The organism is Winogradskyella sp. (genome assembly GCF_013213975.1).
Classification (GTDB): domain Bacteria; phylum Bacteroidota; class Bacteroidia; order Flavobacteriales; family Flavobacteriaceae; genus Winogradskyella.
Map to the genome: position 1 here is coordinate 1 of NZ_JABSST010000003.1, position 13,999 is coordinate 13,999.

At 34.2% G+C, this 13,999-nt stretch carries 14 protein-coding genes; 7 read left to right on the plus strand and 7 right to left on the minus strand.

The features are described 5' to 3' along the window. The 6 genes from HRU49_RS00360 to HRU49_RS00385 all read right to left on the minus strand — a co-directional run. A partial coding sequence (locus HRU49_RS00360; protein ID WP_296352986.1) for a YebC/PmpR family DNA-binding transcriptional regulator occupies positions 1 to 480 on the minus strand: 480 nt, incomplete at its 3' end. A 71-nt stretch (positions 481 to 551) separates the two neighbouring features. Next, positions 552 to 926: a hypothetical protein gene (locus HRU49_RS00365; RefSeq protein ID WP_296352987.1), complete on the minus strand. Its 375-nt coding sequence runs from the start codon at positions 924 to 926 to the stop codon at positions 552 to 554. Positions 927 to 943: 17 nt separating this feature from the next. Beyond that, positions 944 to 1,231 carry a 4a-hydroxytetrahydrobiopterin dehydratase gene (locus tag HRU49_RS00370; protein ID WP_296352989.1) on the minus strand — a complete coding sequence of 96 codons (288 nt, stop codon included), beginning with the start codon at positions 1,229 to 1,231 and terminating at the stop codon, positions 944 to 946. Between the two features lie 95 nt (positions 1,232 to 1,326). Continuing rightward, complete coding sequence (locus HRU49_RS00375; RefSeq protein ID WP_296352991.1) at positions 1,327 to 2,157, minus strand: sugar nucleotide-binding protein; 831 nt, start codon at positions 2,155 to 2,157, stop codon at positions 1,327 to 1,329. 25 nt (positions 2,158 to 2,182) lie between these two features. Then, complete coding sequence (gene gcvT / locus HRU49_RS00380; RefSeq protein WP_296352993.1) at positions 2,183 to 3,265, minus strand: glycine cleavage system aminomethyltransferase GcvT; 1,083 nt, start codon at positions 3,263 to 3,265, stop codon at positions 2,183 to 2,185. Between the two features lie 117 nt (positions 3,266 to 3,382). Next, the gene (locus HRU49_RS00385; protein ID WP_296352995.1) at positions 3,383 to 3,859 is read right to left on the minus strand and encodes a hypothetical protein; all 477 of its coding nucleotides are present in this window, start codon (positions 3,857 to 3,859) and stop codon (positions 3,383 to 3,385) included. A gap of 105 nt (positions 3,860 to 3,964) precedes the next feature. On the opposite strand from HRU49_RS00385, the gene HRU49_RS00390 reads away from it, so the two are divergent. Further along, positions 3,965 to 6,892 (plus strand): FAD-binding and (Fe-S)-binding domain-containing protein, encoded by a 2,928-nt coding sequence (locus HRU49_RS00390; RefSeq protein ID WP_296352996.1) that lies wholly within the window; start codon positions 3,965 to 3,967, stop codon positions 6,890 to 6,892. Here the strand turns inward: HRU49_RS00390 and HRU49_RS00395 are convergent. Further along, positions 6,884 to 7,741, minus strand: a complete 858-nt coding sequence (locus tag HRU49_RS00395) for a UDP-2,3-diacylglucosamine diphosphatase (RefSeq protein WP_296352998.1) — start codon at positions 7,739 to 7,741, stop codon at positions 6,884 to 6,886. The genes HRU49_RS00390 and HRU49_RS00395 overlap by 9 nt on opposite strands. 206 nt (positions 7,742 to 7,947) lie before the next feature. Between HRU49_RS00395 and aroC the strand changes: the two genes are divergently transcribed. The 6 genes from aroC to HRU49_RS00425 all read left to right on the plus strand — a co-directional run bounded on the left by aroC (position 7,948) and on the right by HRU49_RS00425 (position 13,857). Continuing rightward, positions 7,948 to 9,018 (plus strand): chorismate synthase, encoded by a 1,071-nt coding sequence (aroC, locus tag HRU49_RS00400; protein ID WP_296353000.1) that lies wholly within the window; start codon positions 7,948 to 7,950, stop codon positions 9,016 to 9,018. 48 nt (positions 9,019 to 9,066) lie between these two features. Continuing rightward, positions 9,067 to 10,392 (plus strand): dicarboxylate/amino acid:cation symporter, encoded by a 1,326-nt coding sequence (locus HRU49_RS00405; protein ID WP_296353003.1) that lies wholly within the window; start codon positions 9,067 to 9,069, stop codon positions 10,390 to 10,392. Positions 10,393 to 10,457: 65 nt separating this feature from the next. Next, positions 10,458 to 11,495, plus strand: coding sequence for a glutathione synthase (gene gshB / locus HRU49_RS00410; RefSeq protein ID WP_296353005.1), 1,038 nt, complete (start codon positions 10,458 to 10,460; stop codon positions 11,493 to 11,495). 36 nt (positions 11,496 to 11,531) lie between these two features. After that, a complete protein-coding gene (locus tag HRU49_RS00415) occupies positions 11,532 to 11,864 on the plus strand; it encodes a hypothetical protein (RefSeq protein ID WP_296353007.1) in 333 nt (110 codons plus the stop codon). Between the two features lie 2 nt (positions 11,865 to 11,866). Beyond that, on the plus strand, positions 11,867 to 12,697 hold the full coding sequence (locus HRU49_RS00420) for an N-formylglutamate amidohydrolase (RefSeq protein ID WP_296353009.1): 831 nt from the start codon (positions 11,867 to 11,869) through the stop codon (positions 12,695 to 12,697). Continuing rightward, complete coding sequence (locus HRU49_RS00425; RefSeq protein ID WP_296353011.1) at positions 12,697 to 13,857, plus strand: tyrosine/phenylalanine carboxypeptidase domain-containing protein; 1,161 nt, start codon at positions 12,697 to 12,699, stop codon at positions 13,855 to 13,857. Before HRU49_RS00420 ends, HRU49_RS00425 begins: the two co-directional genes overlap by 1 nt. Positions 13,858 to 13,999 lie beyond the last annotated feature (142 nt).

A 13,999-nucleotide genomic window follows, 5' to 3' on the forward strand; every position in this document is an offset into this window, starting at 1 on the left:
TTCCTCTACTCCAAAATCAATTAATTCTAATTCTAGTTCTTCCATATCTAAATCATCACCTTTAATTTTAAAATTACAAGTGTGATCAAACATAAAAACAACAGAACCGGAAGTACCTAAACTACCATCGCATTTATTAAAGTAAGACCTCACATTAGCCACAGTACGTGTATTATTATCCGTAGCAGTTTCTACTAAGATTGCAATACCATGTTGCGCATAGCCTTCAAAAACAACTTCTTTATAATCGCCTTGATTCTTGTCGCTGGCGCGTTTTATGGCACGCTCTATATTATCTTTAGGCATATTTACTGCCTTGGCATTTTGGATAACAGCTCTTAGACGTGCATTACTATCTGGATCTGGACCTCCTTCCTTTACTGCCATTACAATATCTTTACCGATGCGTGTAAAGGCTTTACTCATCGCGGCCCAGCGCTTCATTTTTCTGGCTTTTCTAAACTCAAAAGCTCTTCCCATAGTAGTGTGTTAAAATTAGTTTATTTAATAATGCGCCTTTTTTTGAAGGCAAACAAATTTAAAAAAATCAATTAATCATTTGGGATATGCTTGCCCAAAAAATTCTGATTGGTATTGTTTAGCGTATTGATAACCTTTTGGCGTTTGGTATTAAGATCAGAGTTCGTCCTATTGTATCCTTTATTAAAGTAGTTATTTAAATAAAACTCATCATTTTTAAAAACCTCGATATCCTTATCTAGAAAAAAGCGCTTGTCTTCATCTAATTGCTCTAGAAATAGCCAAAAAACGCCTCTAGATAAACTATCATTTTCAGTTTTTGGTTGGTAATGTGAAGTTGCAACGATTTCACGGATAGATTTCAACTCGCTACAAAAGGAAGCGTCTTGAGCCCTAATCGCAATAGTAATAAGTGATAGCGTAAAAAGTAGTCGTAATTTAAACATGAAAAAAATTACATAACTTACTCTTCAACTTCAACTATAGCTTCAATTGCTTCTGCAAGTTTAAAGTCTTTATTAGTAACTCCATCCGCATCATGCGTAGAAAGAGAAATCTTAAGCACATTATAAATATTAGACCAATTTGGGTGATGATTCTGTGCTTCACATTCAAAGGCAATGCGGCTCATTGCACTAAAACAATCTTTGAAATTATCAAATTCAAATTCAGCGTGAATGGCATTATCATAATATTCCCAATCCGGAAAGTGGAGTAATTTTTTTTCTATAGTAGCGGCATCTAACTTCATAAGTTCATTTTAATATTTGAAGTTATGAAATTACGGTTAGTACTACAAGTATTAGGACATCAATAAACTATAAAATCGTCAAAGCCCCTATAAATCTATTTTAAAAGGTCTTCTAAGACCTTATCACTTGTAATTTGAAGATGCTTAGGTAGCTTATTGAATTTAGGTAATACTGCTAGATAGCGATCTTCATTAGTTGTATAAACATGCTTGAATAGTACCTTTTTGTCTGTTAGTGAAGAAAGGATATTTTTGACAAATTCATCATGATGCACTAAATCTGTACTTCCGAGATGAAACACCCCATACTTGTTTCTGTTGATAATATAATGTATTTGCTGTGTTACTTTCTTATCGAGAGTAACATTCATTATAAGATTTGGGAAAATTTCTACTGATTCATTTTCAGTAATTAAACTTTTCATTTCTTGAATTCTTGGGCAATTATTCCCAAAAACCATGGGTAATCTCAACACTGCCACTTGCTTTTTTGGCAAGCGTAAAAGCATATTTTCAATTTTAATCTTGAAATGTCCGTAAATACTATGACTGAGTGTTTTGTCTAATTCGTAGCTAGGATATTTACTGTAAGCATCAAAAGCATTGGCAGAAGATAAGAAAATGATTTTACTACCGAATTCTAGAGCATACTCAGCAATGTGTTGATGTGCAATTGTTTGCGCATTAAAGTCACCACGAACGGCAGAAATGATTACAGTAGGTCTAGCAGCTTCTAAAATTTCATAAACATCGTCTTCCTCAACATTGTATTGAAAGAAGTGTTTATTGGTTTCAAATTCCTTTTTCGGAGTTCGATAGGTTCCAAAAGTTTTAAAGTAAGGGCCTAATTCTTTATAAATGGCATTGCCTAAATAGCCACTAGCTCCAAGAATTAATATGCGATGCTTGTTTACAGTATTCTTCATTAATCAAACAACATTCGAACAAAATTTATACTTTATAGAATGGTAGTTTAACAACGGTTGCAGGAATGGCTTTCTTTCTTACCTGAATATTAATCTTACTGTCAACCGACGAAAAAACTTTAGGCACATAGCCTAAACCAATACCAACACCTAAGCTTGGACTCATAGTCCCTGAAGTAACGTTTCCTATTGTATTTCCATTGCCATCAACAATAGCATAACCATGACGTGGAATTCCACGATCATCTAATTTGAAGGCTACTAACTTGCGCTCAGGAGTATGTTCTTTTTCAGCTTGAAGGGCTTCACTATTTATGAATGATTTGTTAAACTTGCATATCCAGCTTAGGCCAGCTTCGATAGGAGACGTGCTATCATCAATGTCATTACCGTATAAACAGTAACCCATTTCTAATCTAAGCGTATCTCTTGCCGCTAAACCAATTGGTTTAATACCAAAATCTGCACCCGCTTCTAATACTTTATCCCAAATTTGTTTGACTTCTGCGTTTTTACAATAAATCTCAAAACCACCACTTCCAGTATATCCTGTAGCAGATATAATCACATGCTCTATTCCTGCAAAATCTCCAACCACAAAATTGTAGAATTTTATGGCTGATAAATCATAATTAGATAAGGATTGCATGGCTTCAATGGCTTTTGGCCCTTGTATAGCTAATAAGGAATAGTCCTCACTTAAATCGCGCATTTCTGCTCCAACTTCATTTTTAGAAGTTATCCAGTTCCAATCTTTTTCTATATTACTTGCGTTTACTACAAGTAAATAGGTCTCTTCTTTTAGCTTATATATGATTAAATCATCAACAATGCCACCTTCATCATTAGGTAAGCAGCTATATTGCGCTTTGCCAATTTCTAGTTTTGAGGCATCGTTGCTTGATACTTTTTGTATTAATTCAAGCGCATTAGGGCCTTGAATTAGAAATTCTCCCATATGTGAGACATCAAAAACACCAACAGCTTTACGAACAGTTTCGTGTTCGAGATTAACACCTTCGTATTGAACTGGCATATTGTAGCCTGCAAAAGGCACCATTTTAGCGCCAAGGGCTTTATGTGTTTCTGTTAATGCTGTATTTTTCATATGGAATTGATTTCTAAAATTTGAAAGCAAAATTAAATAAATTTTATACGATTACTTTCAAAACAAATCATAAAAAACCACCTCGCTAAATGCAGTTGATTTTAACACCAAATTCACCTAGAATTGGTATCGAACACCTAATGCTATATCAAAGTCTAGATCGTCTCTAAAGGCACCAAATCCTAGTTCTGGTCTAAAGTCTAAAGAGATTAACAACGGTATATCAAAGTTATATTCAATGCCGATATCTCCAGCTAAGAAGAGGAAGGTTTCATCATCTAGTGCATTATCATCAAAACTATAAGAGCCTAGACCACCACCAGCACCAGCATACCAGTTAAAATTACCATCTAATTCCCATATCCATTGATAAAGTCCAGTGAGCTTAAAGCCATCATAACCATTTCCGGTTCTCCATCCAAAGTTTGCTTCTAAGCGATTATTACCGCCCAAGGCACGTTGATACGAAATTTCAGCACCGAAACCATCACTATCTCCTAATCTTAATCCAATAGTATTGTCTGCTATCTCTTGTGCATTCATAAATGCAAATCCTGCTAAAATTGTAAAGCTTGTCAAAATTAATTTCTTCATAAAATTACGTTTTTAATTGAAAGGTCTATTTGAAACAAAAATAACGTCAATACTGACATTATATTTGGATTTCTTTATAGTTTTATGAAAATATTTATTTCATAAATGATAAAAGATAAAGCCTTAAAAGAATTAAAATCAAAGCTTAATGGTGAACTTTGTTATGATGATTTAATGCTTAAACTGTATGCTACAGATGCTTCAGTATATAGAATGATACCCGCTGCTGTTGCACTTCCTAGAGATGTGAATGATTTAAAACGTCTTATACATTTTGCAAAAACAAATACTACTTCTCTGATTCTAAGAACTGCTGGCACCTCTTTAGCAGGACAAGTTGTCGGTAAAGGTATCGTTGTAGATTTTTCAAAGTATTTCAATAAGATTTTAAACATTAATGAAACTGAGCAAACAGTTACAGTGCAACCTGGGGTTATTAGGGATGAATTAAATAACTATCTCAAACCCTTTGGATTATTTTTTGGCCCAAACACATCGACATCCAACCGCTGTATGATTGGCGGAATGGTTGGCAACAATTCATCTGGAACAACTTCAATACAGTATGGTGTAACCAGAGACAAAATAATAGCACTCAAAACCTTATTGTCTGATGGGAGTGAAGTTGTGTTTTCAGACCTTTCTAATGATGCTTTTAATGGCAAAATGGAATTAAAGACTTTGGAAGGTAAGTTGTATAGAACACTGTATAAGAAACTAAAGTCCAAAGCGGTTCAAAATCAAATAAAAACCAGTTATCCAAAGCCAGGAATTCACAGAAGAAATACGGGCTATGCGATAGACGAACTAATAAACACGAATATATTTTCTCCATCTAATAAGGATTTCAATATGTCTTTATTATTAGCTGGGAGTGAAGGAACATTAGCATTAACAACTGAAATCACTTTAAAATTAGATGTGTTACCACCAGAAAAAAGTGCATTAATTGCCTTTCATTTTAACAGTATATCTGATTGTATGAAAGCTGTAAAATCTGTGATGCACCACCAATTACATACTTGCGAAATGATGGATGATACCATTCTAAATTTAACGAAGCATAATAAGACACAACAAGCTAATAGAGCTTTTGTTATTGGTGACCCAAAAGCGATACTAATGTGCGAGGTAAAAGCGGATACAGATAAATCTCTAAATACTCAAATTGATGCATTATTATCAGAAGGAAGAACAAATGCTTTAAGTTATGCCGCAGCCATTTTAAAAGGTAATGACATTAACAAAGCTATGGAATTGCGAAAGGCAGGTCTAGGTTTATTAGGCAATATGATTGGTGATAATAAAACCGTGGCTTGCATAGAAGATACAGCTGTGGCTTTAGATGATTTGGATAGCTATATAGCCGAGTTTACTCAACTAATGGATTCTTATGATCAAAATGCTGTGTATTACGCTCACGCTGGTGCTGGAGAACTTCATTTACGTCCTATACTAAATCTAAAATCTTCGAAAGATGTTAAGCTTTTTAGAGCAATTACTACTGATATTGCCAAACTGGTAAAGCGTTATAACGGATCTATGTCAGGTGAGCATGGCGATGGTATTGTAAGGGCAGAATTTATCCCTATGATGATTGGAGAGGTTAATTATGACATCTTAAGGCAAATAAAATTCACTTTTGATCCCGAGAACATTTTTAATCCAGGTAAAATAGTGGATGCGTTTCCAATGGATAAGAATTTACGATATGAAACGGGACGCAAAGAACCTGAAATTGATACTGTTTTAGATTTTTCCAGTTCACAAGGAATCCTAAGAGAAACAGAAAAATGCAATGGTTCAGGCGATTGTAGAAAGTTACCTGAGTTTGGAGGGACTATGTGCCCTAGTTACAGAGCTACCAGAAATGAGAAAGATACGACTAGAGCTCGTGCTAATGCTTTACGTGAGTACCTCACCAACTCTGAGAAGCCAAATCGTTTTAATCATAAAGAATTAAAGGATGTTTTTGATTTATGTCTAAGTTGTAAAGCTTGTTCTAGTGAATGCCCAAGTAGTGTTGACGTAGCAAGTTTAAAAGCAGAATTCCTATATCATTATCAAGAGGCAAATGGTTATAAATTTAAAGATCGATTTTTTGCAAACTCCACTAGGTATAACAAAATAGCATCCAGAGCTCCGAGATTTTACAACGCATTATTTAATTCTAAATTTGTATCGAGATTTATAAAATTAGCTTTAGGCATTCATCGAAAGCGTAGTTTTCCAATGATATCAAAATCATATACAAGTATACAGGCAAGAACGGACAGTACTCATTCTAACTTAACCATAGATAATCCTATTAAAACGGTAATACTTTTTGTTGATGAGTTTACCAATTATTTGGAATCTTCAATAGCTATTGATGCTAAATTACTACTTAACTCATTAGGGTATAATGTGCTGCAAATATGTCATTTAGAAAGCGGTAGAAGTTATTTATCTAAGGGGCTTTTAAAAGAAGCTAAAGCCATTGCTAATGAAAATGTCAATTTCTTTACTGACGGTATAAACGAGGATTTTTATTTAGTAGGTATCGAGCCTTCCGCTATACTTACGTTTAAAGATGAATACCCAAGGTTAGCAGATGATAAAGTCGCATCCAAATCAATAGCGGAACGTACATTCTTAATTGAAGAATTTATTCAAAATGAAATTCAATTAGATCATATAAAATCGGATCAGTTTACTAAAGACACTAAGACTATTAAATTTCATGGTCATTGCTATCAGAAGGCTTTAACCAATCAAAGATCAAGTTTTGATGTTTTAAATCTACCTTTAAACTATTCGGTATCTATAATACCAAGTGGCTGCTGTGGAATGGCAGGGAGTTTTGGTTATGAAAAAGATCATTATGACATAAGCATGATTGTAGGAGAGCAAACCTTATTTCCAGCAATACGAAAAGCTGATGCAGACACGATTATCTCTGCAAATGGCACAAGCTGTAGACATCAGATTAAAGATGGTACTGGGCGAATAGCAAAACACCCAATCACAATACTTAAAGAAGCATTAGTTTAATTTCTTTTGTTTCTTTTTAGGCTGCTCCACGATGGTAATTGCAGCGATAAGTTCATTAGTATCCATTTCCTTTAAATCTTCATCAGCAAAGAACGGTGAAAGCTTATCATTATTGTAGTTATAGATTTTCCAACGTTTAAATTGGTATTCGAGTGCCGTAAAGTTTTCCACCCAATCACCAGAATTTAGATACGTAGTCTTACCATACTTATTTTCTTTAATCAATATTTTAGGCTGATGAATATGACCACATACCACATAATCATAACCATTTTCTATCGCTAACTCTGTAGCTACATTTTCAAAATTACTTATGTATTTTACCGCGCCTTTTACACTGTTTTTAATTCTTTTAGACAAGGAGTAACGTTCTTTTCCCACTTGCTCAAGGCACCAATTAACAAAACGATTAATAAGAATTAGAATATCATAACCCCAACCACCAAGTTTAGCCAACCATTTTGCATTTTGAATAGACATGTCAAAAACATCACCATGAAAGAACCACGCTTTTTTTCCATCTAAATCTAATACGGCTTTATTTACAATAGAAATATTACCAATTTCTGTATCACTAAACTTGCGTAACATTTCATCATGATTACCAGTAATATAAATTACTTCTGTACTATTAGCAGCAAAATCCATGATTTTCTTGATAACGCTTAAATGAGATTTTGGGAAATACCGTTTTTTAAACTGCCAAACATCCACAATGTCGCCGTTAAGGATTAACGTCTTGGGTTCAATACTGTTGAGATAAGTCAATAGCTGTTTTGCATGACACCCAAAGGTGCCAAGGTGAACATCTGAGATGACTACTATTTCAACTTTTCGTTTTAGATTCAATTTTCAACTTTACGGATACAAAGAACTAAACCAACTATTAACTTAGTGTAACAGAATAATTAACTATTTATGAGTAAAATGTTACCAATATGTTACTAGAATTCAAATAATTACTTCAGGCTTAACCTTAATCTAACAACGCAAAAAATTGGGATGCATTTTTGTTTCTCTGATAATAGATTTACATTAGCGTAAAATATGATTTAATGGCAGGAAATTCCTTTGGAAAAGTATTTAAACTAACTACATTCGGTGAATCACATGGTATTGCAATAGGTGGTATAATTGATGGATGCCCGTCAGGCTTGAAGTTAAATTTAGACGCAATACAATATGAACTTGATCGTCGTAAACCAGGACAATCTAAAATTGTAACACAGCGTAAAGAACCAGATTCAGTTGAGTTTCTATCAGGTGTTTTTGAAGGAGTAACTACCGGAACACCTATAGGTTTTGTAATTAAAAACACCAACCAAAAATCAAAAGACTATTCACATATTAAGAATGTTTACCGTCCGAGTCATGCCGATTACACCTACGATAAAAAGTATGGCATAAGAGATTATCGTGGTGGTGGTCGTAGTTCTGCAAGAGAAACTGCTTCAAGGGTAGTTGCGGGCGCTATAGCCAAGCAATTGATTTCATCTATTAAAATTAATGCATTTACCTCTTCAGTAGGTGATATTTTTATTGACAAACCTTATCAAGACTTAAATTTTTCAAAAATAGAATCTAATGCCATTCGTTGCCCAGATGAAGCAATTGCAGAACGAATGATTAATAAAGTTAAAGAGATCAAAAAGAAAGGTGATACTATAGGCGGTACTATAACCTGCGTACTGCAGAATATACCTGTTGGTTTAGGTGAACCTGTCTTTGATAAACTGCATGCCGAATTAGGTAAAGCTATGCTTTCAATAAATGCTGTTAAAGGTTTTGAATATGGCAGTGGGTTTTGCGGTGCTAAAATGAAAGGTAGCGAGCACAATGATAAATTTAACGAAGACGGCAGTACACAAACCAATTTATCAGGTGGAGTACAAGGAGGAATAAGTAATGGGATGGATATATATTTTAGAGTTGCTTTTAAACCTGTAGCGACAACGTTGCAAAAGCAAGAGACGATAAACAGTGCTGGTGAGACTGTCGAAATGCAGGGAAAAGGACGTCATGACCCGTGTGTAGTGCCAAGAGCAGTGCCAATTGTGGAAGCTATGGCAGCATTAGTTCTGGCCGATTATACCTTATTACGCAGACAAGAAACTAAAGACTGGTAATAATTAAATAAATAGATTTCTATATCTAGGAAATCAAACACTATTTTCATGAAAAAATTAGCATTACATTGGAAGATCATCATCGGAATGGTATTAGGTATCATTTTTGGTTTTATAATGAATTCTTTCAACGGTCAACAATTTGTTACTGATTGGATAGCACCATTCGGTAAAATCTTTATTAATCTTCTAAAGTTAATTGCAGTTCCCTTAATTCTTGCCTCGTTAATAAAAGGGATTTCAGACTTAAAGGACATCTCTAAAATTAGAGATATGGGTTTAAAAACTATTGCCATTTATATTGGAACTACTTTGGTGGCTATTGTTATTGGTTTATCGATTGTCAATTTCGTAAAACCTGGAACAGGGATGCCACAAGAGACACTAAAAAAAATTAAGTTAAAGTATGAAAATGATGCTGGTGTAACTGATAAATTGGTTAAGGCGAGTGCACAACAAGATGCTGGACCTTTACAAGCGTTAGTTGATATTTTTCCAAGTAATATATTTCAATCTATGGCAGATGCCAAAATGCTGCAGGTGATCTTTTTTGCTCTTTTTGTTGGTATTTGTTTGCTTTTAATTGGCGAAAAGAAGGCCAAGCCTATGGTAGATATTTTCGATGCTTTAAATGAGGTTGTGATGAAGATGGTAGATGTTATTATGCTCTTTGCACCTTATGCAGTATTTGCTTTAATGGCTAACGTTATTATTGCTTTTGATGATACTGAAATATTAGTAAAACTCTTGCAATATGCATTATGTGTTGTTGGTGGTTTAGTTCTAATGATTGGATTCTATCTGATTCTTATAAAGGTATTCACCAAAAAATCACCACTTTGGTTCTTGAGTAAAATAAGTCCTGCACAGCTATTAGCATTTTCAACAAGTAGTAGTGCTGCCACATTACCTGTAACCATGGAACGTGTTGAAGAGCATATTGGTGTTGATAAAGAAGTCTCAGGATTTGTTTTACCTGTAGGTGCTACAGTTAACATGGATGGCACAAGTCTTTATCAAGGGATTGCAGCTGTATTTATTATGCAGGTAATTTGGCCTGAAGGTTTAACCTTAACCAACCAATTAGTTATTGTAGCTACGGCACTTTTAGCGTCTATTGGCAGTGCTGCAGTACCAAGTGCTGGTATGGTTATGTTGGTAATTGTACTCGAATCTATTGGGTTTCCCCCAGAATTATTGCCTATTGGTTTAGCTTTAATTTTCGCGGTAGATCGACCACTAGACATGTGTAGAACTGTAGTTAATGTTACGGGTGATGCTACGGTTTCTATGATAGTAGCAAAATCATTAGGGAAGCTGCATGACAAACCCAAGGCAAAAAACTGGGATGATCATTTTCAGGAGGTGAAATAATTTTTTCAACTTCAATAAAAGTTATTAAATTTAAATAACACTTTACTAACCAAAAATTTCTCTAGATGAATATTTGCTTTATAATGTATCCTTGGGAAAAGATAGACCCGGAAAATGATACCAGTTTAGCATTAATTAAAGAATGTGTAAAACGTGGTCATGGCGTTGCCATGTGTACACCTGCTAATCTTACCATACGAGATAGCGTTACTAATGCGTTTTGTACGGTTGTTGGACGTATGGATAAAGTTCCGTCGACACTCAAATCTTTCTACAATAAGGCAAAACTTAGAGAAGAAATGTTACCTCTTGCAGGTTTTGATGCCATATTTTTTAGAGCAAATCCACCGCTAGATCCAATAATGCTTAATTTTTTAGATTCTGTGAAGGACGATGTATTCATTGTAAATTCATTGCAAGGCATGCGTGAAGCTAATAATAAGCTATATACAGCGGCTTTTGGTGATGCGCATAGTAATATTATTCCAAACACACACGTGTCAAAAAATAAAAACTACTTAATCAAACAGATTAAAGAATCAAAAGCTGATAAAATGATATTAAAGCCATTGAATGGTTTTGGTGGTTCTGGTGTTATTCTTATCGAAAAGTCAGCTATGAACAATATTAACTCACTACTTGATTTTTATATTTCCACTGGAGATGGTGAGTCTAACTATGTCATTCTTCAAGATTATATAGAAGGAGCTGATCAAGGCGATGTTAGAATTCTGTTATTAAATGGTGAGCCTGTGGGTGCCATGAAACGTGTTCCTTGTTCTGATGACCACCGGTCTAATGTTTCTGCTGGAGGCAGCGTTCAAAGGCATTCACTAACCAAGGCAGAAAAGGCGTTGTGTAAGCAAATTGGACCAAAGCTAGTTAAAGACGGTTTGTATTTTGTAGGCATTGATGTTATAGGGGGAAAGCTTGTTGAAGTTAATGTAATGTCACCAGGTGGTATTACTTATATCAACAAGGTTTATAAAAATAAACATAAAGTCGAAGAGAAGGTAATTGACTTTTTGGAGAGTAAGGTTTTGGATAAATTACAAGCCTTTGATAGACGTACAAGACTTCGTAAAGCTGTGGATGAGGCTTAATCAATACTTTTTAAACAATCTCAGATTTATATTTAAATGAAAATACCAGATTGGACAAGAGATGAGCTTGTTGCATACATATTATTGTTTGCTGCGCATTCTGACTTTAAAGAAGATAATAACGAACGTAACGCCATAATATCTAATGTTGATATGCAGACGTTCCAAGATATTCATAGCGAATTTGATTGTGATAACGATTATCAAAGTATCAAGAAAATCATAATGAGTTTGGAGCAGCACAATTACGATAAAGATGATATTGATATGTTACTCTCTGATGTAAAAGTATTATTCTTTTCTGATGGTGAATTCAACGTCTTAGAACAAAATATGATGCGTTTCTTAGAAAAACTTTTAAAGAATTAGCCATGCAAAAATTGTCTTTACGTGCAATTATTTCTAAAATAAAATCTGAAGAGACATTTCATGCCGTGGTAGAGGATTATTCATTTACTATAAAGATTAATGAATATGTACCATATGTCTGCGGTGCTGTACATGACGGACATCAATTTAGAAAAAGCCTTTGGGATAATTGTTTACACTCTGAATATGACCGTTGGTACGAAGAGGATCCTGAAACTAAAAATATGGTTATATCACACCCTATTCTTATAGCAGGATGTGATTCTAGATTTGAATATGATCTTAATCGAGATCCAAAAAACGCTGTTTTTGATACAGCTTGGGGAAAACAACTCTGGAAAACCCCTTTAAAAGAAACCGAAAAGGTCAAAAGCTTAGAGAAACATGCAAATTTCTATAAAGTTGTTCATGCTTTAATTGAAACCATAGAGTCCAAGTTTGGAACTTGTATTGTTTATGATATGCATAGTTATAATTGGAAACGATGGGATAGGGAAGTGCCCTTATGGAACCTAGGAACCTCTAATATTGATAATGACCGTTATGGTGATCTTGCAGAGACTTGGAGACAGGCTTTAGCAAGCATTATTTTACCTCACGACATAAAGCCAACAGCAAAGATTAACGACACCTTCCAAGGTAACGGATATTTCTTGAAATATATTACCAAAAACTTTAAGAATACCTTAGTTTTGGCAACTGAAATTGCTAAGGTGTATTGTGATGAATATGCTCAAGTTAACTATCCTGAAGTGGTAGCTTCAGTTGAGCGTCAATTGAGAAATTTAATTCCACAACATGCTAGCGAATTTTACCAAAGGTTTAAACCATAATGTCCCAGATAAAGACCACAGAAGAATTTCAAGATTTATTTGATATTGATGCTAATCTTAATCGATTGGTTAAAAATATCGAACTTCTCAATTATATTAATCCACAAAATATAGCAGCTGAAAAGAAAACGTTTTTTTCTTCTAAATACAATTATGAGCCTGTTTTTAAGTATCCAAAGATGCGGTTCAATGGCTATAAACTTCATCGCTTGTTCTTTTCGCAGCGTTTAGAGCGTATTGAAGATGTTGATATTAGACAACTTTATGAAGATATTATTTATGAATATTCTGGATTAATTGAGTGTATAGAAACAATTGGGCAAGGACGTAAATTTTATTTCAATAGCCTCAAAAGCTTTGGAACACCTACTGAAAAGGATATTGAAAATGCCAAATTTATTCTGCGATTTGATGATTCGGATTTTGATGAGAAAATGCTCCCTGTGTTTAATGTTAATGAGGCCAAAGATTATTTTGATGATTTCTCTAAACGTTACGACTTTAAATACAACATAAAGATTTCAAACAATCTTTCTGCTGCTGCAATGGTTCTTAACAATACGCAAACCTTGGTACTTCGAAAAAGTCATAAATACAGTTTGAGTCAATTAAAAGTTTTAACCAATCATGAAATAGGTGTACACATGGTCACAACGTTTAATGGCTTAGATCAGCCTTTAAAGGTGTTTTCAAATGGATTCCCTAATAATGTTGAAACTCAAGAAGGATTAGCTGTTTATTCAGAATATATGAGCGGGTGTTTGACTATTATGCGATTAAAAGAGCTCGCATTTCGTGTTATTGCAGTAGACAGCCTTAATAAAGGCTATTCGTTTTCAGACACATTTCATTTACTTCATAATCAACATAAATTAAATAGAGACAAGGCTTTTGCAATTACACTTCGCGTTCATAGAGGTGGAGGATTTACAAAAGACCATTTATACTTACGTGGATTGCGCAATGTATATCAATATGCCAAGGCAAATAAAGATCTTTCAATTCTTTTAATTGGGAAAGTAAGTCAAGAGTACATTCCTACCATGGAAAAATTGCTTAACTATGGTCTAGCCATAAAACCAAAGTATTATACAGATGCTTATGTGTCTAACAATAATACTAACCCAAACTTAGATTTTATCCTTGGAGGCTTAAAGTAAAGCCCCAAAACTAAATGTTTCCGTCTATCACTTTGTAATACTTTCAAGGAGCTAAACTTCATCCTTGACAGAATTTAACTCATTCCTAGCTAACTAAAGCTAGGGTTAAATTAACCCATTTTGCTTTGAGGCTCGTAACATA

What these genes read in the sequence shown, in the direction of transcription:
- HRU49_RS00415 (WP_296353007.1), top strand. Translation starts at nt 11,532, where the DNA reads ATGAAAATACCAGATTGGACAAGAGATGAGCTTGTTGCATACATATTA.
- aroC (WP_296353000.1), top strand. Translation starts at nt 7,948, where the DNA reads ATGGCAGGAAATTCCTTTGGAAAAGTATTTAAACTAACTACATTCGGT.
- HRU49_RS00405 (WP_296353003.1), top strand. Translation starts at nt 9,067, where the DNA reads ATGAAAAAATTAGCATTACATTGGAAGATCATCATCGGAATGGTATTA.
- HRU49_RS00420 (WP_296353009.1), top strand. Translation starts at nt 11,867, where the DNA reads ATGCAAAAATTGTCTTTACGTGCAATTATTTCTAAAATAAAATCTGAA.
- HRU49_RS00375 (WP_296352991.1), bottom strand. Translation starts at nt 2,157, where the DNA reads ATGAAGAATACTGTAAACAAGCATCGCATATTAATTCTTGGAGCTAGT.
- HRU49_RS00385 (WP_296352995.1), bottom strand. Translation starts at nt 3,859, where the DNA reads ATGAAGAAATTAATTTTGACAAGCTTTACAATTTTAGCAGGATTTGCA.
- HRU49_RS00425 (WP_296353011.1), top strand. Translation starts at nt 12,697, where the DNA reads ATGTCCCAGATAAAGACCACAGAAGAATTTCAAGATTTATTTGATATT.
- HRU49_RS00365 (WP_296352987.1), bottom strand. Translation starts at nt 926, where the DNA reads ATGTTTAAATTACGACTACTTTTTACGCTATCACTTATTACTATTGCG.
- HRU49_RS00390 (WP_296352996.1), top strand. Translation starts at nt 3,965, where the DNA reads ATGATAAAAGATAAAGCCTTAAAAGAATTAAAATCAAAGCTTAATGGT.
- gcvT (WP_296352993.1), bottom strand. Translation starts at nt 3,265, where the DNA reads ATGAAAAATACAGCATTAACAGAAACACATAAAGCCCTTGGCGCTAAA.
- HRU49_RS00370 (WP_296352989.1), bottom strand. Translation starts at nt 1,231, where the DNA reads ATGAAGTTAGATGCCGCTACTATAGAAAAAAAATTACTCCACTTTCCG.
- gshB (WP_296353005.1), top strand. Translation starts at nt 10,458, where the DNA reads ATGAATATTTGCTTTATAATGTATCCTTGGGAAAAGATAGACCCGGAA.